The 19,932-nt window shown below is 50.5% G+C and carries 19 protein-coding genes and 1 riboswitch; of the genes, 6 read left to right on the forward strand and 13 right to left on the reverse strand.

Going from position 1 to position 19,932, the window contains the following annotated elements; all coding sequences use genetic code 11:
• Positions 1-129 precede the first annotated feature (129 nt).
• A complete protein-coding gene (locus AC6R10_RS14505) occupies positions 130-1,080 on the forward strand; it encodes a PstS family phosphate ABC transporter substrate-binding protein (RefSeq protein WP_500672670.1) in 951 nt (316 codons plus the stop codon).
• Between the two features lie 31 nt (positions 1,081-1,111).
• On the opposite strand, the gene thiD is transcribed toward AC6R10_RS14505, so the two are convergent.
• Positions 1,112-1,948, reverse strand: coding sequence for a bifunctional hydroxymethylpyrimidine kinase/phosphomethylpyrimidine kinase (gene thiD, locus AC6R10_RS14510; RefSeq protein ID WP_500672671.1), 837 nt, complete (start codon positions 1,946-1,948; stop codon positions 1,112-1,114).
• A gap of 91 nt (positions 1,949-2,039) precedes the next feature.
• Positions 2,040-2,197, reverse strand: a riboswitch (TPP riboswitch).
• Positions 2,198-2,353: 156 nt separating this feature from the next.
• On the opposite strand from thiD, the gene AC6R10_RS14515 reads away from it, so the two are divergent.
• Positions 2,354-3,241: a LysR family transcriptional regulator gene (locus tag AC6R10_RS14515; RefSeq protein WP_500672672.1), complete on the forward strand. Its 888-nt coding sequence runs from the start codon at positions 2,354-2,356 to the stop codon at positions 3,239-3,241.
• Between the two features lie 110 nt (positions 3,242-3,351).
• Here the strand turns inward: AC6R10_RS14515 and AC6R10_RS14520 are convergent, their stop codons facing one another.
• The 4 genes from AC6R10_RS14520 to AC6R10_RS14535 form a co-directional block, all read right to left on the reverse strand.
• A complete protein-coding gene (locus AC6R10_RS14520) occupies positions 3,352-3,504 on the reverse strand; it encodes a hypothetical protein (protein ID WP_334553060.1) in 153 nt (50 codons plus the stop codon).
• Positions 3,505-3,901: 397 nt separating this feature from the next.
• Positions 3,902-5,779 (reverse strand): PhoX family protein, encoded by a 1,878-nt coding sequence (locus AC6R10_RS14525; RefSeq protein WP_500672673.1) that lies wholly within the window; start codon positions 5,777-5,779, stop codon positions 3,902-3,904.
• A gap of 474 nt (positions 5,780-6,253) precedes the next feature.
• Positions 6,254-7,087: an arginase gene (locus tag AC6R10_RS14530; RefSeq protein ID WP_487902477.1), complete on the reverse strand. Its 834-nt coding sequence runs from the start codon at positions 7,085-7,087 to the stop codon at positions 6,254-6,256.
• A 5-nt stretch (positions 7,088-7,092) separates the two neighbouring features.
• Positions 7,093-7,818 (reverse strand): IclR family transcriptional regulator, encoded by a 726-nt coding sequence (locus tag AC6R10_RS14535; RefSeq protein ID WP_500627326.1) that lies wholly within the window; start codon positions 7,816-7,818, stop codon positions 7,093-7,095.
• A gap of 248 nt (positions 7,819-8,066) precedes the next feature.
• Between AC6R10_RS14535 and AC6R10_RS14540 the strand changes: the two genes are divergently transcribed.
• Complete coding sequence (locus AC6R10_RS14540) at positions 8,067-9,158, forward strand: efflux RND transporter periplasmic adaptor subunit (protein ID WP_500672674.1); 1,092 nt, start codon at positions 8,067-8,069, stop codon at positions 9,156-9,158.
• A 134-nt stretch (positions 9,159-9,292) separates the two neighbouring features.
• Positions 9,293-9,898, forward strand: coding sequence for a TetR/AcrR family transcriptional regulator (locus AC6R10_RS14545; RefSeq protein ID WP_500672675.1), 606 nt, complete (start codon positions 9,293-9,295; stop codon positions 9,896-9,898).
• Between the two features lie 125 nt (positions 9,899-10,023).
• Here AC6R10_RS14545 and AC6R10_RS14550 read toward each other — a convergent pair whose 3' ends face one another.
• Positions 10,024-11,418, reverse strand: coding sequence for a glycoside hydrolase family 1 protein (locus AC6R10_RS14550; protein ID WP_500672676.1), 1,395 nt, complete (start codon positions 11,416-11,418; stop codon positions 10,024-10,026).
• Between the two features lie 237 nt (positions 11,419-11,655).
• Between AC6R10_RS14550 and AC6R10_RS14555 the strand changes: the two genes are divergently transcribed.
• On the forward strand, positions 11,656-12,081 hold the full coding sequence (locus tag AC6R10_RS14555; RefSeq protein WP_334553049.1) for a universal stress protein: 426 nt from the start codon (positions 11,656-11,658) through the stop codon (positions 12,079-12,081).
• Positions 12,082-12,112: 31 nt separating this feature from the next.
• On the opposite strand, the gene AC6R10_RS14560 is transcribed toward AC6R10_RS14555, so the two are convergent.
• Positions 12,113-12,760 (reverse strand): haloacid dehalogenase type II, encoded by a 648-nt coding sequence (locus AC6R10_RS14560; protein WP_500672677.1) that lies wholly within the window; start codon positions 12,758-12,760, stop codon positions 12,113-12,115.
• Between the two features lie 103 nt (positions 12,761-12,863).
• Between AC6R10_RS14560 and AC6R10_RS14565 the strand changes: the two genes are divergently transcribed.
• A complete protein-coding gene (locus tag AC6R10_RS14565; protein ID WP_487902471.1) occupies positions 12,864-13,136 on the forward strand; it encodes a nitrogenase-stabilizing/protective protein NifW in 273 nt (90 codons plus the stop codon).
• On the opposite strand, the gene AC6R10_RS14570 is transcribed toward AC6R10_RS14565, so the two are convergent.
• The 6 genes from AC6R10_RS14570 to AC6R10_RS14595 all read right to left on the reverse strand — a co-directional run bounded on the left by AC6R10_RS14570 (position 13,133) and on the right by AC6R10_RS14595 (position 19,932).
• A complete protein-coding gene (locus tag AC6R10_RS14570; protein ID WP_500672678.1) occupies positions 13,133-14,815 on the reverse strand; it encodes a flagellar assembly protein A in 1,683 nt (560 codons plus the stop codon). The genes AC6R10_RS14565 and AC6R10_RS14570 overlap by 4 nt on opposite strands.
• Before the next feature lie 245 nt (positions 14,816-15,060).
• On the reverse strand, positions 15,061-16,755 hold the full coding sequence (locus AC6R10_RS14575) for a SpoIIE family protein phosphatase (protein WP_487902469.1): 1,695 nt from the start codon (positions 16,753-16,755) through the stop codon (positions 15,061-15,063).
• Positions 16,756-16,764: 9 nt separating this feature from the next.
• On the reverse strand, positions 16,765-17,064 hold the full coding sequence (locus AC6R10_RS14580; protein ID WP_500672679.1) for an STAS domain-containing protein: 300 nt from the start codon (positions 17,062-17,064) through the stop codon (positions 16,765-16,767).
• Between the two features lie 17 nt (positions 17,065-17,081).
• On the reverse strand, positions 17,082-18,254 hold the full coding sequence (locus tag AC6R10_RS14585; protein WP_500672680.1) for a methyl-accepting chemotaxis protein: 1,173 nt from the start codon (positions 18,252-18,254) through the stop codon (positions 17,082-17,084).
• On the reverse strand, positions 18,251-19,285 hold the full coding sequence (locus AC6R10_RS14590) for a protein-glutamate methylesterase/protein-glutamine glutaminase (RefSeq protein WP_500630976.1): 1,035 nt from the start codon (positions 19,283-19,285) through the stop codon (positions 18,251-18,253). Before AC6R10_RS14590 ends, AC6R10_RS14585 begins: the two co-directional genes overlap by 4 nt.
• Positions 19,282-19,932, reverse strand: a complete 651-nt coding sequence (locus tag AC6R10_RS14595) for a chemotaxis protein CheD (protein WP_487902466.1) — start codon at positions 19,930-19,932, stop codon at positions 19,282-19,284. Before AC6R10_RS14595 ends, AC6R10_RS14590 begins: the two co-directional genes overlap by 4 nt.

A 19,932-nucleotide genomic window follows, 5' to 3' on the forward strand; every position in this document is an offset into this window, starting at 1 on the left:
AGATATTCAGCATAGTTATTATTGGTGAGTAATTGATGAATCTTTAGTGACAGTCCACGTGAAGATATTGAGCTCAAAAGTGCTAGCTCGTATAGTCGCGGTATGTTGATTCTTCCTTTGTGCTCAACCATGACTTTTCGATTGCGTTCGACTGTTCTTGCTTCTGTATGCCTAGCGCTGATGAGTACCACGGCACACGGGAAAGATCTGATCAAAATTGAAGGGTCGAGTACCGTGTACCCGATCACTCAAGCCGTCGCCGATCACTTTATGCGTGCCGAGCGGCACAACACCCAAGTGGTGGTGGGCATCACTGGCACAGGTGGCGGATTTCGCAAGTTTTGCCGAGGCCGCACGGATATTTCTAACGCCTCTCGCCCGATTAAAGAGAAAGAGCGAGCGCTGTGTGAGATCAACCACATCGACTATATTGAGCTCCCTGTCGCACTCGATGCAATAACCGTGGTGGTGAACAAAGAAAATCAGTGGATCGATGCGCTCTCTCTTGATGAACTGAAAACACTCTGGGAAAGCACCGCTGAACGCACGATAACTCACTGGCAGCAAGTCAATCCGCACTTCCCTGATCGCCCCATCGTCCTGCACGGCCCTGGATCAGATTCAGGCACTTATGACTATTTTGTTGAGGTGGTGCTTGATGGCAAAGCGAGTCGACAAGACTACACCGCGAATGAAGACGATGAAGCCTTAGTCGCCGAAGTGGCCGCCGACCCCAACGCTATGGCGTTTATCGGCTTTGCCTACTATTTGCAAAATCAAGACAAGTTGAAAGCGGTCGCCATCTCTCCCTCTGGCTTCAACGCGGTCAAACCCAGTGTCGAGAACGTGATTATGGGACGATACACCGCACTTTCCCGCCCTCTGTTTATTTACGTGAACAAACAGGCGCTAGAGAAGCGGCCATCACTGAAACGCTTTGTCGATAGTTATATCGACAGAGACAACATCAACAAAGTTGTCTCCCACTCTGGCTATATTCCTCTCTCCAATGATCGCTATGACGCGGCGCGTTTTATTCTCAACTCTAGCCGCTCTGGCTCGGTCTCGATGCCCAAATAGGGCCATGTGATGTGACTGCACACCATCGCGATTAACGTACATTTTGGTGACCAGAGAAAAAGTGGTGCACAGGCCCATGTCCTTGACCAATAGAGAGTTCATCGGCATGCGCGATGGCTTGTGAGATGTATTGCTTGGCCAAATGGACCGCTTTGTGCAGCCGATACCCTTGGGCAAGATAGGACGCAGTGGCCGATGACAACGTGCAACCCGTGCCATGAGTATTATGAGTGGCGACTCGTTTAGCGCGAATCAATTCACTGCCAGTCGTTTCAATCAGCAGATCGTTGCTGCTTTCGCCCTCTAAATGCCCCCCTTTAAGAAGCACTGTTTTGGCGCCCAAGGCGCGCAGGGCGTCAATCATCGCTCCCATCTCCTCTTCCGATGTCGGCGTTGCTCGCCCAGTCAGCGCCGCCGCCTCGGGTAAGTTTGGTGTGATCATATCGGCAAGCGGTAGCAGTTCTTTCTTGAGCGCCCCCACCGCACTGGCGTGCAGTAAGCTGTCACCACTGGTGGCCACCATCACCGGGTCCACCACTAGAAACTTGGGCTGATACGCCGCCAAACTTTGTGCCACGACACGGATGATTTCAGCGTCAGCCAGCATGCCAACCTTCACCGCCACGACATTGAGATCGCTCAATACCGCATCGAGCTGCGCTTGAACATGGTCGATAGGGATAGGATGAATGGCGTGAACGCCACGGGTATTTTGCGCGGTAATGGCCGTAATAACGGAGCAGGCGTAACTGCCTGTTGCACTGATCGCTTTGATGTCGGCTTGGATGCCCGCGCCGCCGCCACTGTCGGAGCCAGCGATGGTTAGGACAATCGGAGTTTGAGGGTCATAAAATGCGGTTTGGTTCATCGGTGTTCCTCACGCACGCGTCAGGAACTGTGTGCAGAGCGCGTTGGCCAAGCACAACACATAACGGGCGAGATTGTGGCGACCCCACGACACCGCGTTATGAATAGTTCCCTACGTCAGTGCTAACTGAATCAGGTTCAACGGGTCTCGCGATGCGATCTCAGCCTTCCTTCTATGCTTCTACGACAGGCTCGTTAATCAAGCTATCGTTATGATTCGAGCAGAAGGAACGCTCCCCGACTATGTCGCCAACCTTAACCCTGTGGTAGCGCAGATGCAACCTATTCAGATCACTTAAATAACCCGAGTGAATCGAGGAGTGGGCGATACGAACGCGACGTTTGGCACACAGAACATTATCGTTTACTCTTAATTTTATAAATTTTCGTTATTGATTTGACGGTTATGCTCAATCCACTCTGGCTCAAAACGTTTCAAACCTTGGTCGAGACCGGCCACTTTACTCATACCGCAGAAAAGCTGTTCATGACTCAGCCCGGTGTCAGCCAGCACATCAAAAAGCTCGAACAGGCTTGCGGCTACCCACTGATTGCGCGTCACAACAAGAGCTTTGAAGTAACGGAACAAGGCAGACAGGTCTATCAGTACGCAAAGCAGCGCGCCAAACAAGAAACAGACCTGATTGCTTCGTTATCTCAGGATGACGCGCATCGAGGTGAAGTGTCGGTCTCTTGCTCTGGCGCGTTGGCGCAGCTTATCTACCCGCATCTGCTCGATTTACAGTGTGAATTTTCACAACTGGTCGTCAAGCTGGAAGTCGCCCCCAACCGCAAGATCATCGACGATTTGGCTGAGGGACGCGCCGATTTGGGCCTTGTCACCCACATTCCGCTCGACCCGAGAATCGAAGCGCAGGAGATAGGTCAAGAAACCATGTGTTTGATTGTACCGGCAAACGTCGACGAGCCTATCACCCCTGAACTTCTCCTTGAGCTCGGTTTAATTCGCCACCCCGACGCGGAGCACTATCTCTCGCTCTACTTTTCGCAGTGTGGCGACAAAGCGCTGGCGGGGATTGATATTCGCGCCCTGCGCACCTCGGGCTACATCAACCAACTCAGCCAAATTCTTCTGCCAGTTGCCAAAGGGCTCGGTTTTACGGTGCTGCCACACAGCGCATTCAGCTCTTTCACTTTGCGCGATCAACTTGCTGTGCATCAGCCAAAGAGAGCCGTCGTCGAGACCCTGTATTTGGTGAGCAAGAAACAAAGAGCGTGGCCAGCCCGTTTTCATACGGTGGTGGATAAGTTGACGGACGTGATCTCGCTATAACGCAACGCACTGCCATAGCCAAAATTTTCGATAGGCTTGAAACGCAAAATGGAGCCCAAGGCTCCATTTTTGCTGCTGCTTCAACGCTCATTATCGTCGTTTATTTGAGGTCATGCCTCTAAGACGTCTTCGCCAGCGAGTTCAGATATAATCAGTAGATCGGACTCATCCAGTTTAAGCCCCAGCATAGGGAGACCATGCTGAGCACTCCAACAACATAAGAAGACCACACAACCTAATGCTACCCAAAGTAGTGATACCATAGCCTAACCTCCTCCTCCTCAGTTATCATCACCGTACTTGATAACCTAAAGGTGCCACTTCTCTCATCAGAAGGCGCTCAGATAGACTTTATTCTTTTTACGTTGGGGCGTCTGAACCAATAGAAATGGGGTAGATTCGCCGGGTCAATCGCTCAATGTCGTATTGTTATCTGGAGTTTATTCGGATTAGAACACCTTAAGGTTATGCTGAGTACTCTTTCAATATAGGGATTGCGATTGTGAAGCGCAACACTCTTTGCGGTGAACACACGAAACCTTGACGTTTTTTATGCGAGCGATCGCATAAATATGCCAATGTGGAGATCGGCAATAGAAAATGGGCGCTCGTGGCGCCCATCTTGATGCGAATGATTGTTGATGCAAACAGTGAGACAGCTTAAGCGCCAATAACGCCGCCATCTTCACGGGTAATGGCAACAATGGTGGAGCGAGGCTTGCTGTCACCACCACCTGGGTAGTGAGAAGGCGCACCTTTCTCGCCCGGATGCTGAACACCCACAAACATAGTTTTGTAGTCGGCGGAGAAGGTCAGCCCCGTGATCTCACAAGCAATTGGCCCCGTCAAGAAACGTCGCACTTCACCAGTATTAGGATCGCCGCACAACATTTGGTTGTTCCCTTGACCTGCAAAATCGCCCTGATTTGAGTAGTTTCCGTCCGTTTGAATCCACAAACGACCGGCTTTATCAAAGCCGATACCATCCGGGCTATTAAACATGTTGTCGGCGTTGATGTTGTCACTACCCGCGTAGAGCGAATCTTTGTGCACCGTTGGGTTACCCGCAATCAGGTACAAATCCCAATCAAACTCTGCTTGGGTGTGATCGCCCGAGGTCGGTACCCAGCGAACAATTTGTCCGTAGTGGTTCTCAGCACGAGGGTTAGGACCACCGACAGGTTGGCCCTCTTTTACGCCGCGGTTTTTGTTGTTGGTGAGGGTACAGAACACGTGTTGGTTGTCTGGGTGCACCGCCACCCACTCTGGGCGATCCATCGTAGTCGCGCCAACTTGAGTCGCCGCGCGACGTGCAAAAATCATCACCTCGGCTTGATCGTTAAAACCGTTCTCTTTAGTCAGACCATTTTTGCCATAAGTCAGTTCAATCCACTGGCCTTTGCCTTTCAACTCGTTGTCGTCCATCTCGAACTTGGCGACATACAAGGTGCCCTCTTCAAGCAAGTTGCGATTGGCAGCATCATTGCCCGGTTGGTAGCGATCGCGAGAGACAAATTTGTAAATGTGCTCCCCGCGCTCATCATCACCTAGGTACACCACGACATGACCATCATCGTTGATCAACAGTGCCGCATTCTCGTGCTTAAATCGCCCGAGTGCAGTGCGCTTAAGCGGCGTCGACGTCGGATCGTTTGGATCGATCTCCACAACCCAACCAAAACGGTGTGGTTCATTCGGATGCTTAGCGACATCGAAACGCTCATCGGTATCATGCCACTGGTAACTGCTCTTCGCTGCTTTGATTCCGTAACGTTTATGATCGTCGCTCAACTCTGCCGTCGTACTGGTGCCAAAATAGCCGTGGAAGTTCTCTTCACAGGTTAAGTATGTGCCCCAAGGCGTTTGACCGTTGGCGCAGTTATTAAAGGTGCCGAGTGGCGCTAAGCCTGAAGGATCCAATTTGGTTTTCATCAACGCATGACCCGCCGCTGGGCCTGTCAGGCGCATTTCTGTGTTAGCGGTAATACGGCGGTTGCGTTTCCCCGCTTTATCCACTTTCCACTCTCCGCCAGATTTGACGATTTCGAACACCGTCACACCGTGTGCCGCTTGCGCTTTTAATACGTCGTCCGCCGTCATCGCGTTACCGCCATGTTCGAATAAGTATTCGTAATTGGTGTATTCGTTGTTCACCGCAATAACAGCGCGATCGTCACTGATAGGGAATAGGCTCATCCCGTCGGTGTTGTCACCAAACTGACGCGCTTGCGCGGCTGAATCTTGCTTACCGCTTTGATCAAACTCTGGCGCATCAGCAAAAATAGGATCACCCCAAGAGAGAAGCGGCGTGGCTTTATAACCTTTGGGTACGATGATCGCATCTTTTGTCGAGGCAGGCACTGCTTCGAAGTTGAGCAAACGACTATCACTCGATGCCGCTATCGCTTTCGCGATCGGGTTGAGGGAAAGAAACGCCCCTGCACTGACGGCAGCGGTTCCGGCTAAGAAACGACGACGAGATAGTCGCGCTTCGATCATCTGGCTGAATTGTGAATCCTGTTCATCACGATCCCACATTGCTGACTCCTTGCTGAATTATCATTATATAAGCGAGCAAATGTTAGGCGAGCAAAGTTACACATCAGTTAAGGTTTTGTTTAATAAATACAAAGTAAAGATGATGCTTTTACTTCGATTACATGACAAGACCAATAAATGGCGATCTCAGTCACATGTAAATTAGAAATTACGCCAATTTCGCGAAAAATTTGTGATCAAAACACTGGTGTTTCGCGCATTTCGCCGCTAAATTGAAATTGTTCATGAGGAACTAGATTCACATCTGCTCAATGAAGAGCATGGTATTTAACGTGAGGGATTATCATGAAGAAAATGAGAAAAGCACAATTGCATCGTGTTCGTATTCAATACTGGAAAGATTCGAACAAAAACACGAACAGCAAACCTCAATAACTGTGCAACCCCAACAAAGCTGGCTTAACCGCCAGCTTTAGTAGTTTTATAGGCCCCCGTTTTTCACCCACTTGAGCATTACGCTGCTCTATGATGACTGGGAAACAGTGATGCCAAGCCATTCACCACGCCCAACGTCTCTTTCGAATAAATGTGCTTGTCTTTGTAACCGACAAATTGCACTAAGCGCACCTTGCCTGAAAGCAGCACTTGGCGTAACACTCGATTGACCATCTGCACTTCGATCAACGTATCGGATTCCAACCGCGTTACGGGCTGTAAGCTGGCGAGATCAATATTGATCACCACGTCGTCACAATGCGACAAGTAGTGGCTCAACTGCTGCTTCACAGTAAAACGAGAGCGAAAGTGGCACTCGTTGACGGACAACCAATCACAGCCGAGATCTTCTGCATAATCAAGTAGCTTCGGATCTTGATTGTCCGAGTCAACACCAAGGCAGAACAAGCGGCTTTGCTGACTGCGCTGCAAGACAAAATGAAACAGCGAGCCTTTCTCAGGCTCTAGAGTCGGTTTGATATCCAAGCTGCGGCTGATATGGATAAACCCCAACTCTCTGCCTTGACTCGCCACCATCGGCAGCGCATGCAGTAAGCTTTCACCGTCATTGGCAAAGAGCACAGGTAAACTGGCCGATTCCATCAACGCGGCAACGGTATCAAGCAAGCGATGTTTGGCCGCTTGTTGGAGATTGAAATGACCGCCATAGCCAATATTGGTCGAGACTTTGTCTGCCAACCAATCGTAGAGCTCTTCCAAGCTCTGGTTGGCCATATCAAACTCTACTTGGCTCATCGGTTTGATCTGTTCACTGACACTGAGCAAGGTGAGTTTGTCGCAACAGAGCCCAGTAATACTGTGTAGCTTGCGCCGTTGAAATAGCCTAAACATATCCTTTACCTTTCAGGAGGCAGAGCTCTCGCTGCCTGCAATACATGAAGTACAATTTTTTGCTCGTTCATCTCAACGCGATGAGCCGGTGCCATCACCGACACAGCGCCAACAAGTTTGCTGCCCTTTAACACCGGCGCGCTGATACCAGACACCCCGGGATCAATTTCAGAGGTACTGACCGCATACCCTTGGGCTCGAATCGCGTCCAATTTGGTCTGCCAAGCGTCCCATTGCGACTCTTGGCCAAAATAACGCAATATTTTCTCGCAGCGCGCACTCGGCATATACGCCAACATCACTTTCGATGAGGCGCCATGCAGCAGCGGCTGACTCTGCCCTTCGACATAACTGCACCTAAGCGCTTGCATGCTCTCTTTTCGGCTGACGCACAGAGCACGATAGCCAACAGGCACCATGTAAGCGGCCATTTCGCCCGTCTGCTTTTGTAAGCGTCTGAGCACCGCGGACACTGACTCCAGCTCACTTTGACTCGATTGGTAACTGCGCATCAACATCAAAGCTGCCGGACCGATGATCAAGGTCTTGTCGTGCGTACTCTCTTCAATCAGATTCCACTCTTTCAACATTTTGAGGTGGCGATACAAACTGCTCAGTGGTGTCCCGAGCTGATGACTCAAGATTTTGGCGGTCACCGGCTCGTCGTTGACCGCTACCTGCATGAGCAGTTGTAAGATTTTCTCGTTCACTTGGCCGCTGCCGTTTTTCATGGTCAATTCTTTTCTAACTGGGTCATAGAGTGAGTTCAAATTATATTCTTATAAGGCGAGAATAGTGAGCACAAAGAGCACCTACATTTTCACTGAGTGATAAAAAGCACGCCCTACGCAACCTATTCAAACCATCAATAAAACTTTACTTAACGGTAAAGTTAAAATAATCTATGTTGCATAATCATCTCGAGCCGCCCAGCGGCCATCTCGTTTTGGGATCAACGACCACAAGGTTTAGGGATAACATGAAGCCTCTAGCACTTACCCTCAGCGTTCTGTTTGGCGCGGCGGCCACTCTCAGTGTCACCTGCCAACTGTCGAACGCCAGCGAACGTTATCAATCCAACGCGTATCAAGTTCAGTTGCCGATAGAGAAGCAAGCGATCCGGCTCGAGAAGCTCTCCGGTGAATTCCAAGCGTCTGAATACACAAAAATTCTGTCGGATCAGGAAGGCAAGATTACCAATGTCTTGGTCAACGATGGTGCGGTGGTTAAAAAGGGCACACCGCTGTTTGAATTTAATACCACCTTTGCTCGTTTAGCGGTTCAAGCCGCCCAAGAAGAATACCAACGGGCGCTCGACAATATCCTTGATTTAACGAAATCCGGCGTGACGCGCGGCGAACGACTCGACGGCGCTCGGCAAGCCATTGATGCGACGAGAAAGAATCTGCTTGTCGCCCAAGAAGCGCTCGTCGATACCACCATCGTCGCGCCCTTTTCAGGTAAAGTGGGGCAAATTCTGGTCAGTGCCGGGAACTTCGTCACCAAAGGTCAGGAGTTGACGGAGTTGATCGCCGTCTCTGATGTGGAGCTCCATTTCAGCGCGCCCAATGACGTGCTCTACCCCTACCTAACGACACTGAGTAATCCCGCAGCGCAAACGCCACCGACAGTGTCGGTAAAAAATGCCCACGGTCAATTTATTGATGGCACGCTCAGTTTTGTCGACAGCAAAACCACCGAACAGGCCCAGACACTCTCCGCCTATGCGACCTTTACTAATTCTGATAATCAGTTACTGGTGGGAAGTAAAACCGAGCTCTACCTTAACGCCATAGAACGTCAGGCGACCCTGTTTGTCCCTAAACAGGCGGTGCATACCAAAGAGACCCAAAGCTTTGTCTATGTCCTTGATGGGGATAAGAAAGTGCTAGAAGTGCCGGTCGCGCCGCTGATGGTCAAATCTGAGATCGAGGGCTATCTCGCGGTCACCGGGTTAGAGGCCAACCAGTTTGTCGTCAACGATCCTTACGCGTATGAGCTGGTCGGGCGCAAGATTGAGCCCATTGTGAATCTGGTTGAAGGGCTAAACCAAATCCTTAGCCGCGGATAATCTCGGCAATAGAGTGTCGCAATGTTGAGTCAGCTCTCAACTCTCAGCGACGGGCATACTGGTAGGACCATGCTTATGGTAGCGTTAACACAATGACCACATGGAAGAAATTAGAACACTGCTCTGACCTTTGTATGGATAAAAGAAGTCAACGAAGCGAAAAAACTCGGCAGAATATTATTCAGGCAGCAATGGCGTGCTACCAGGATTTTGGTGTGCAAGGCGCCTCGCTTGAAGCTGTCGCCAAATGCGCCGGCACGTCAAAGCCCACCATCTATGCCCATTACGGCTCGAAAGAGAAGCTCTATCAGAATGTCGTCGAACATATTTTGCACCAAGAGCAAGAGACGCAAAAACTGCCGCCATTTGATCCGACCCGTAGCATCAAATCTCAGCTTTTTGATATTTTCGATCAGCAGTTGGATTTTGTCTTGAGCTGCGAGCGCCGCCGCCTGTTGGTGGCCATCACGATTGAAGCCATGTGCCATGGCAGTTGTCATCTCAACGATCTTGAACAGATCAAAACTTGTCCAATGGAGCATTGGCTGAGCGACGCCATGGCACACAACACACTGCCGCAGCAAAATGCGCGAGAACTGGCGACGAATCTGCTGGCCTTAGTGAAAGGTCGCACCTTCTACCCTACATTCCTTGGTATGAATGACGATAATATCGAGCAGCGCCGGGCCAACCTTCACTCCGCGTTGGATTTCTTCCTCCAGACGCAGCAAGCACAATAAGAGGCGCAGCAACGCCCCTTGTTTCTATGTTCCGATGTTTGTGTGCTTATGTGCTTCTCAGTCACTCAATCTTCTAAGCAATCCGTCCTAAGGATGCCGAATACTCCGGCATCCTGCTGACTTCATCACTCTTGAGCCAAGAGGGCCTGCCCATTGGTTTTGATGACCTCTTGATACCAATAGAAGCTCTTTTTGCGCAGGCGCGTCAAGGTACCCGAGCCGTCATCGTGGCGATCGACATAGATATAACCATAGCGCTTGCTCATCTCTGCGGTAGAGTTCGCGACTAAGTCAATTGGCCCCCAGCTGGTAAAGCCCATTAGCTCGACGCCATCTAGTATCGCCTCATGCGCTTGCACCAAATGATCACGTAGGTACGCAATACGGTAGTCGTCGATCACCTCACCTTCCTCAGTCACGGTATCACGCGCACCGAGACCATTCTCAACGATAAACAGTGGCTTTTGGTAGCGATCATGGAGGAAGTTGAGCAGAATGCGCAATCCTTTAGGGTCAATCAACCAGCCCCACTGACTCTTTTCCAGATAGGGATTTGGGACACTGTCGACGATATTGCCCACCTCTTTTTGCTTAGGATCGGCACTCGCACACCCACTGGCGTAATAACTGAAGGAAATAAAATCGACACTCGCCGCCGCCAGGGTCTCGATGTCCCCCGCTTCCATCTCGATGGTGATTCCGTTATCACGGAAATAACGCAACATATAACCTGGGTACTTGCCTCGAGTCTGCACATCGCCAAAGAAGAGCCACTTATTGTTCTCATCCATCGCCGCCAAAACGTCATCAGGATTACAGGTGTAGGGGTAGTTAATCGCGCCGAGCAACATGTTGCCGATTTTCGCGTCAGGGATGATGTCATGACAGAGCTGCACAGCTTTGGCGTTGGCCACTAGCTGATGGTGGATCGCTTGGTAGATCGCCTGTTCGCTCGCATCTTCTTGAAGTCCAACCCCAGTAAACGGCGCATGCAACGACATATTGATTTCATTAAAGGTAAGCCAAAGCTTCACTTTCTCCTTGTAGCGCGTAAATACGCTGCGCGCATAGCGCTCAAAGAAGGTAATCACTTCTCGGCTACCCCACCCGCCGTAATTTTCCACTAGGGCGTAAGGCATTTCGTAGTGTGAAAGCGTGACAAACGGTGTCATCCCGTGGGCCGCCAGTTCGTCAAATAGTCGGTCATAGTAGGCGAGCCCTTCTTCACACGGCTCGGTTTCATCGCCTTGCGGAAAGATACGCGTCCAAGCAATGGATAGACGAAGGCAGTTGAACCCCATCTCCTCAAACAAAGCGATGTCTTCTGGATAACAATGATAAAAATCGATGGCAAGATCTTTGATCCCCTCAGTACGCGCTTCGCGGGTCTGATGTGGGTTTAAGATCCCTTTTGGCAGCATGTCAGCGGTGGAAAGCCCTTTGCCACCAGTGAGGTAAGCGCCCTCTACCTGGTTAGCCGCAATGGCTCCGCCCCAAAGAAAATCGGATGGAAAGGTCATAGTTCATTCTCTTTATTTATGATTCTAGCTTGAGTGTACTCGAACCATTAGGCACTAAATAAGGTTAGATATTTATCAGGATATTTCCCATTTTTAGGCCAGAGCGCAACGACAAAAATCGGCAAAATCTAAATGATAGATCGGTATTTTCAAGCTATTACGAGACCTATCCGACACATCTTTTTCCACAGAAATACTATGCTTATAGGGTAAACAATGACGTAAGAGGGCGTGGTTATGAAATACAAACATATCCTAGTTGCACTAGAGCTGTCTGAAGAGAGTAACGTTCTCATTGAACGCGCCGCGTCTCTCGCTGAGATAGTGGGTGCACAAGTCTCGTTCATCCATATCGATGGCACACATGGGGAAATCTACCCAGATTTGGTCGATATTCAAGCCGATCCTAGCCGTCGACCTTTGAACGAAAACAACAACCAATGGCTAGAGAAATTTCAAACCGATTCACCTGTCCCGATCAAGCACTTCCTTGTCGGCACCGGCGATCTCAGTGAGAAATTAACGTACACCATTAAAGAGCACGGCTTTGATCTGTTGATTTGTGGCCACCATCAGGACTTTTGGAGCAAAATTGTCTCCTACTCCCGCCACCTCATCAATAAGTCACCGATTGATATCCTCGTCGTGCCGATCAAAAGCTAACTGAGATAGCCGCCCTAGGCGGCTATCTTTTTTACAGCTCGGTCAAACGACGAATAATGCGATCGGGCTCAACTCCCCACGGATCAAAAGGCACATCCACGCTACGCTGCAACCAGACGGTTTTAAGACCGGCTGATTGCGCACCCAGCACGTCAAACGGATTGCTCGAAACTAAATGGGTGTCGTTGTCTTGGGTGACCGATAGAAGATGCTGATAGACAGATGGGTTGGGCTTAAAGGTTTTCACATCTTCACAGCTGATTATCTGCGCAAACTCGTCCCGAATGCCCGCGCGGCGCAACAACGTCTCAACACTGTGTTGTTCACCATTAGAAAAAGCGATCAGCCGATGCCCTTTCGCGACCAGTGAGGCTAGGCTCTCTTTGACATCATCAAAACAGGGCAAGCGAAGATAGAGGTCGAGAAGCTGCGCTTTCTGCTCTGGTGACAAGGTTGTTTGATGGGCGGCGCATGTGTAATCCAGCGCTTGTTCGGTGCAGGTTGAAAACGGCACATACTCGTTCATCAACCCGCGTCGAAACGCGTATTCGAGCTGCTTATTTCGCCAAGTCACACTCATGGCCTGACCCAGCCCCGGACGCCACGCTTCCAGTTGAGTCGCCACAAAATGTGTGTCAATCAAAGTGCCATAGACATCAAACGCATAAGTCTTCGTCATTGTTGCCATATCCGTTGTGGAGAGTGTCTTACTATCGTAGACAATGGTGAACGAGTGTTCAATAATGGGACACCCATTCTGAGCGAAAGAAGCGATTAAGCGAATGACCGACTCGATAACAGAAACCCTCGCCAGTTTCACCTCTATCGAACAGGCCTTGGATTATTTTGAGATAGGCTATGACCGCACGTTTATCGAGCAGAATCGTACCGAGTTGGTGAAGCGGTTTGGGGGTAATCTTATTTTACAAAAGCCTGATGATTGGTTTTCAGCGCGACGTGCGCTAAAAAATGCTTATTGTAAAGTACAGCGCAGCAAGCTGGATAAACACACTCGCTCGGCCTGCCGCGGCTGCACATCTTGTGAACGTCGTTAGGCTTCTTGTTCGATATCCTCTTCTTCGAACATAGATGAGCATTTGATTTCAAACTGATTGAACGAGAAGATGCTAGGGCCGTGGATGCGCTTAGTGATCACTTTCTCTTCCCCATATTGCACCGTAACATGGGTGAACACCTTACCTTTTACCTCGATGGTGTTGTCTTCGAGTGCAGAGGTCAATTCCGCTTCATTTCCATCACGGGCACGTTTGACTTTCTCAAGGTGTGCGTTGCTCTCTCGTTTGAGCGTTTCTACCTCTTCTTCTTGCTCTGGCGTCCGTTGAGATTTCGGAATTTTTTTCAACTCCAGCTCTTTACGCACCACCGCCATGGTCGCTTCTTGTGCTTGAGTATATTGTTCTTTGAGTTTAGCTTGGCGCTCTTTGTACATCTGAAAGCGCGCAAACGCCTGAACATGTGTCGCGGTGTCGCCTTCCACACCCAGCTCGACGCAGGTGATTTTTCCACCCACCTTGGCACTGCCGCCACTTAAGGTGCCGTGTTTTTCGCTGCTATCGGCGACAACGAGGTGGCGACCACAGCGAATGGCGTTGTTCATACTGTGGACATTGAGAATAATATCTTGTCCAGCTTGTAACTCACTGAACTGTGCATAATTGGCCTTTATGCTGCCGCCCGACTTCACCACACAGCTCTTTTCTTCGCCTTCAGAGACATTGTGACCAATGATGCCTTTGGCAACTTCAATGTCACCTTGCGCTTGAACATCCGCCGATTCAATAAATCCGCCCACCGTGAGTGATCCGGTTGCCCGAACGACCATATCCGATTCAATGTTGCCAAACACCACCACGTTGCCTTTGAATTTAACATGACCCGTCGCCACACCTATGGTCGGTAAGCAAAGTGCATCTTCCACTTCCACGCTGCGCTCTTTGAGCACCGGCATACCGGATACCTCAGCCAGCAATACATTGGGATTGTTGGGATCCACTTTCGTGCCTTTGCCCGCTTTGAGCATGGCATCGTTACCCGGCTTAGGCGGAATCACCTTACCTTGTACTGTCATGCCTGGTGTCCCTTTCGTCGCAGGTACACGTTTCATAAGGCGATCATTTGCTGAGACGGTGATGGTCTCACCTAAGTTGAGCATGTCCACTTTGCCCCCATCTTGATCAGATTCTTTGGGAGCGAGCACTTGTCTAGCAGGGTCTTTGACTAAAGGAACAAACTTGGCGTCTTTGCCTTGGATGGGATTTTTGCCTTTGGCGACAGGTTGAGTGAAGGTTTCACCGGGTTTGAGTTGATGGCTCATCACCAACACTTTTTTCAGTGCGAGCTTATTGATGCCTTTAGTGACATGGGATTGCGCCAAGGCATGCACGATTTGCGGTCCTTTCAGAGGTTGGCCTTTGTAAGCGCCGGTCACCACCATACTGGCCAGCATGTCGTGTTCTGAGAGCACCACTTCCACCGTCGCGTCACGCACTTCAGCGATAGGAAAGCCCACATACGCTTCACTTTTCGCTTCTCGCGCACACTTGATAAAGCGGTTCACCGCCTCTTCCATCAGATAAAAATCACTGGCGCCAATATTGGCTAACGCAGCATCTAATCCACGCGTATCGAAATTTCCATCCACACTGATGTCTGGCAATAGCTTCGCGACCACTCCCTGCTCATCTTCTGACAGAGATACTAACTTGTCCCACATAACTGACCTGCTTAACCCACGTAACCTGTCCAGTCTATTCAATTTGATACTGACACAGTATGGAATGTGTGACAAATTCAGGCATAGGTCACTGAACTTTTGTTGTAGAAACGTCCATCAACGCTATTTACAGTGTAAAGTTTACCAGTTCCGTTTATCGGCCCATCTTATGGTTGAGTGCGCCATCCACTCATTGGGTGGATAATCAGTCGGCCGCTATGCTTCTCTTCAGGCTCCTCTGCGCATCATGCGGAAAGCGGAAAATGGTGCGGCGCGTTTAATGAATAGATCGCGGTCACTTTGCGCCCTTGTTCGCTATATTGCAGCGAGTCACACAGTTCTGTGGCCAGCACGATACCTCGGCCATAGGTGTGCCCGTCTTGAACTTGCTGGCGTTTTTCGTAGTCAAACCCCTCGCCGTTATGAAACAAAATCATGGTGACCTTCTCACTGTCAGGCTGATAATCGAGCTCAAGTTTGACCCACGCACTGTCTTCAAGCTGCTTGAGTTTGTCCTCTCGCTGCTGGTAATAGGTAAAGAAGCCGTCGGGGTCATCTTTTACGGAGGAATCAAGCTTGAGCAAACCATGCTCGATGGCATTAGAAAAGAGCTCGGAGGCCACCGAGCAAATCAGATCCAGATGTGGACCGCCCGATAACATTCCCTGTAAAAATTGCCTAACTTCGGCCATTACCGACAGGTGGCGCAGCTTATGGCCGTCAAATTGCAGACTGGCATGTATCGGCACTTGACGTCTCTGCTGTTCCACCGTTTGACAAGCCTCTTCTTCCGCGACGGTAATGGGGAAATGCATGGTCAAAATGGATAAATCGTCACGCACCTCTTGATTGCTAAAGGCTTGTACCGCTTCATACAGCGTTGGGATGACCGCGCGCTGACCTGTGAAACAGGCCTCAAGGCGCTTGGCGCCAAACTGTTCATTGTTGGGGCTGGCGGCTTCAATCACGCCATCGGTGTAGCAAACGATCTGCTGATCAGGCTCCAGTTTGTAGTGCACAATGTCGGCTTCAAACTCGTGCGGCTCAAGCACGCCCAACGGCATGTGGCTTGAGACTAAACGGCTGACAATCTCGCCTCCAGGATCGACAATATACCCATCAGGCAAACCGCCTCCCCACCAAGAGACTTCAAAGCCATTGGCTCTTACTTCAAACACGCTGGCGGCAAGCATCATTCCCATCGGAAGAAAACGCACCAACACTTCGTTGATTTCGGTGACAATTTCCCCGAGCGGTAATCCTTTCGCCGCCATCGTAAAGAATGCACGCGTCGCAGGCAGCGCGGAGATCGCCGCTGGTAAGCCGTGTCCTGTGGCGTCAGCGATCATCACATAAACACCACCGTGTGGCCGCTTTGCAAGCACAATCAAATCACCGTTAAAGATGGTTGAGGGGGTCGACAAATAATGGATGCCGTACACATTGCTGACCTGGCGGCTCATCTCTTGAGCGAGATTGGCAAAAATCGACTCGGCAATCGAATAGTCGTACCGTACTTGCTCATGAAACTGGCTCAGTTCATCACGCTGCTGCATCACTTCATTGTGCATTTTGACAATCCGATAGTGCGCTTGCACTTTGGCAATGAGGACATTGCGCTCCACCGGTTTGAGGATAAAGTCATCACCAAAGGCGAGGCAGCGCTCAAAAGAGGCGCGATCATCCAAAGCGGTTAAGAATATGATCGGAATGTGGACGTTAGGAAAGGCTTCTCTGACTTCTTGCGCGGTAGTGAACCCGTCTTTCACCGGCATCATGACATCCAACAAAATCAGATCCGGCATCGAATCCATCTGTTGCATCGCCTCCACCACCCCTTGGCCATTTTCAAACATGGTAATGCGTTCGGTGATGTGATCGAGAATAAAACGACACAGCTCACGGTTGGTGGCGTGGTCATCGATGATCATGACATGCATAGGCAGTCCTTACTCTATCGAGAACTTCTTATCGAAACGGGAAATGGCGAGGATTTTTCGCACCTGTGGCAAGGTGTTAGTGATGAGAATCGCCCCATCGGGCTGCCCAAGATAATTGTGCATGTTTAACAGCATCCCAAGCCCTGCACTGTCGATATAGTCGACTTTGCGTAAATCAATGGTAAACCGATAACTGTGTTTGTCTGTATAGCAGCGCCGAAAATCTTGAACGAGGTTAAACCCAAACGCCCCTTCAATGGTAATGGTCACCTCACGTGAGCCTGAATTCACTGTAGACTTAACCGACATATTGCCCCCTTGGTGGATTAGAACAGCTCAACTTCGCCTTCATCAATGTTTGCTTGCGTTGCCGCCGGTGAACCTCTTTGCTCAACCTGTTCAAGCAATGCGTGCAGTTCACTCGCAAACTCAGCGTCACTGAGGGTGCGTTCTGTCCATGCCAGCGTCAGATCGGCCAGCTGTTGGATAAACGACACGCTACCTTGCGCGTACTCCCCTTGCTGCGTAATGATGTCAGCAAATTGCAGGGCGCGAATGCCGTTGGCAACCTGAACACTGAGCAGATCACCGCTGTGCTTGATTTTGTGGACTTCTTGTTCAACCGACACATTGAGCTGCTGCACGCCTCGCAACATGTCATCGACTTTTTCCTTCGACTCGATCGCTTCCGTCATATCGATAGAGGCCATCTCCCCAACGGTTTTGTTGGCCTCCTGTACCGTGGCTTGCGCGGTGTTAATTTCGCGCTCAATTTGGTTATTCAGCTCTTCCGCTTTGACCGAAAGGTGGCGTACTTCATCGGCAACGACGGCAAACCCGCGCCCGGCCTCACCCGCTCGCGCCGCTTCAATCGCCGCATTGAGCGCCAGTAAGTTGGTCTGCTCGGATAACCCGCGCACTTGGTTGAGTAACTTAAACACCGAATCGAGCTTGTCTGACATATCGTGAATGCTGTGCACCGCAGAAATACTTTTTTCCGAAACGATCACTAAGGTGTCCACAAAGTGGCGAATAATGGCTTCGGTTTTCGGTAACACTTGGCTGATGTCATGATCGCTGCCGTGATTGCCTAGCAAGGTTTCCACCAACTCACTCGTCACTTGACTCTGCTCTTCCGCCAGCTTTTGCAATTCAAAATAGCTTTCGTTTAAGGTATCTACTGATTCATCTACCACGCTGCGTTGATGGCTAAGCGGCTCCGATAATTGAGGGATAACACGTTGTAAGATGTGCCCCAACGCCGCTTCCCGAGCAGGGTTAGGATCATCGCTCGATGGTGGCTGTGAAGACGCAGCGCTCTCTGTTGGCATCGGGCGTGACTTGGCTAAGACAATCCAAGGCACCGCCGCCACGGCGATCATTAAGGCAAGTTGAAGCTGAGACGGTGCATAACTCACCCCCACACCCAACAGCAGCACTTGAATAAGCACCGCGAGCGCGCAGCGTACGCGATGACTCAGTATTCTCTTTTTCTTCATAGGCTCACCAACTGACAAATCTGTTTCGGTATTTTATGCAGCCCGAGAACGTACTCCGCAGCGCCCAAATACACCGCGGCGCCCGGCATACCCCACACCACTGAGCTCAACTCATCTTGAGCAATGGTCGGCGCGCCTTGCTGCTTCATCTTCAACATGCCTCGCGCACCGTCTTTACCCATACCAGTGAGCAAGATACCGATCGCGTGCTCGCCTAACGTCTCGGCAACGGCATCAAACATGACGTCCACGGAGGGTTTGTGGCGATTGATCGCTGGCCTGTCGTCAAGTTCTGCGTACAACTGCCCGCCACGTCGGGTAACGACCAAATGCTTATCGCCGGGGGCTAAATAAGCGCAGCCTGATTTCAGCGCCTCACGAGTCTGGCCAAGTTCTGTCACCTGTATATCCGAGTTCGCGTCGAGCCTGCGCGCAAACGAGGCGGAAAACATCGCGCTAATGTGCTGGGTAATCACTATCGGCGGCAAACCGGCAGGCAAGGTTTTAAGCACCTGATTGACCGCTTCCGTCCCTCCCGTCGAGGCACCGATGGCAATCAGCTCAATGTGATTGGTTTGGCGTATAGGGTCGAGTTTTTGCGTATCAGGCGCCACTGTCTCTCGTCCTACGTTAGCGCCTGCGGCGACTTTGATCTTTTCATTCACCAGCTTTTTGTAATTGACCATCTCGGCGGTGTTTTGCACCGCAGGCTTGGGAAAGTAGTCCACCGCCCCGAGTTCCAGTGCCGCCAGCGTCGGCTCTGCGCCGTGCTGCGTTAACGTGGAGATCATCACCACAGGCATCGGCCGTAAACGCATCAGATTTTTTAAGAACTGAACGCCATTCATTTTTGGCATTTCGATATCCAGAGTCAGCACGTCGGGATTGTGTTGTTTGATCAAAGCCCGAGCTTGATACGGATCTTCTGCACTGGCGACCACCTCAAGATCCGGATCGCTGTTGATCAGCTCAGTCAAGATCGCGCGGAATACCGGCGAATCATCGACCACCAATACTCTGATTTTTTTCATATAAACAGCTCCGCGTCATCGCCATTGTCACGTTCGTGCTCCAACTTATAGGCATAGGTCGATTCTTGTTGATGCACCGTATGCACTTCACTAAAGGGCACCCGTTTCAGCCACACTTTTCCAATCGAGGGATCAAAGAGTATCTTTCTTGGCTCCATTCCCCCAAGATCTTGCGCCACCACATCCAATTGCTCGCGCTCAACATAACTCAGAATAAAACTGACGTTTTTCTCCCCTATCATCGATTCTTTGCCGAGCATTTGCGCCCCACCAAACAGTTTAACCACCAAGCGATGCCGACGCGCACCCAAACCAATCAGTTGATTGATCAACATTTCCATCGCATAACAACCGTAGCGAGAAGCACTCGAATCCAACGCGCTCGGCTGCCAAGATTTGATTTGGCTGCGATTCTCAAAAGGCAGGAGAAAGTGATTCATGCCGCCGATACGTGTGACGGGATCCCACATGCAGGCTGAGATGCATGACCCTAGACCAGTCACAATCAACTCGTCACTCGCCTCACTGCAATAAACGCCGCCGGGGTACACTTTGACAAAGTGCTTTTCTCGGATAGGGTGATAAAACCGACTAACATGACAAGCCCCATTTTGCGGGTCGACGTTCGGGCCATGGTATGGCGTCAT

The organism is Vibrio sp. R12-SG2-ISO1 (genome assembly GCF_059834045.1).

Bases quoted from the DNA above. Each gene is read 5' to 3' on its own strand.
- AC6R10_RS14505 (WP_500672670.1), top strand. From the start codon at position 130: ATGACTTTTCGATTGCGTTCGACTGTTCTTGCTTCTGTATGCCTAGCG.
- thiD (WP_500672671.1), bottom strand. From the start codon at position 1,948: ATGAACCAAACCGCATTTTATGACCCTCAAACTCCGATTGTCCTAACC.
- AC6R10_RS14515 (WP_500672672.1), top strand. From the start codon at position 2,354: ATGCTCAATCCACTCTGGCTCAAAACGTTTCAAACCTTGGTCGAGACC.
- AC6R10_RS14520 (WP_334553060.1), bottom strand. From the start codon at position 3,504: ATGGTATCACTACTTTGGGTAGCATTAGGTTGTGTGGTCTTCTTATGT.
- AC6R10_RS14525 (WP_500672673.1), bottom strand. From the start codon at position 5,779: ATGTGGGATCGTGATGAACAGGATTCACAATTCAGCCAGATGATCGAA.
- AC6R10_RS14530 (WP_487902477.1), bottom strand. From the start codon at position 7,087: ATGTTTAGGCTATTTCAACGGCGCAAGCTACACAGTATTACTGGGCTC.
- AC6R10_RS14535 (WP_500627326.1), bottom strand. From the start codon at position 7,818: ATGAAAAACGGCAGCGGCCAAGTGAACGAGAAAATCTTACAACTGCTC.
- AC6R10_RS14540 (WP_500672674.1), top strand. From the start codon at position 8,067: ATGAAGCCTCTAGCACTTACCCTCAGCGTTCTGTTTGGCGCGGCGGCC.
- AC6R10_RS14545 (WP_500672675.1), top strand. From the start codon at position 9,293: ATGGATAAAAGAAGTCAACGAAGCGAAAAAACTCGGCAGAATATTATT.
- AC6R10_RS14550 (WP_500672676.1), bottom strand. From the start codon at position 11,418: ATGACCTTTCCATCCGATTTTCTTTGGGGCGGAGCCATTGCGGCTAAC.
- AC6R10_RS14555 (WP_334553049.1), top strand. From the start codon at position 11,656: ATGAAATACAAACATATCCTAGTTGCACTAGAGCTGTCTGAAGAGAGT.
- AC6R10_RS14560 (WP_500672677.1), bottom strand. From the start codon at position 12,760: ATGACGAAGACTTATGCGTTTGATGTCTATGGCACTTTGATTGACACA.
- AC6R10_RS14565 (WP_487902471.1), top strand. From the start codon at position 12,864: ATGACCGACTCGATAACAGAAACCCTCGCCAGTTTCACCTCTATCGAA.
- AC6R10_RS14570 (WP_500672678.1), bottom strand. From the start codon at position 14,815: ATGTGGGACAAGTTAGTATCTCTGTCAGAAGATGAGCAGGGAGTGGTC.
- AC6R10_RS14575 (WP_487902469.1), bottom strand. From the start codon at position 16,755: ATGCATGTCATGATCATCGATGACCACGCCACCAACCGTGAGCTGTGT.
- AC6R10_RS14580 (WP_500672679.1), bottom strand. From the start codon at position 17,064: ATGTCGGTTAAGTCTACAGTGAATTCAGGCTCACGTGAGGTGACCATT.
- AC6R10_RS14585 (WP_500672680.1), bottom strand. From the start codon at position 18,254: ATGAAGAAAAAGAGAATACTGAGTCATCGCGTACGCTGCGCGCTCGCG.
- AC6R10_RS14590 (WP_500630976.1), bottom strand. From the start codon at position 19,285: ATGAAAAAAATCAGAGTATTGGTGGTCGATGATTCGCCGGTATTCCGC.
- AC6R10_RS14595 (WP_487902466.1), bottom strand. From the start codon at position 19,932: ATGACGCCATACCATGGCCCGAACGTCGACCCGCAAAATGGGGCTTGT.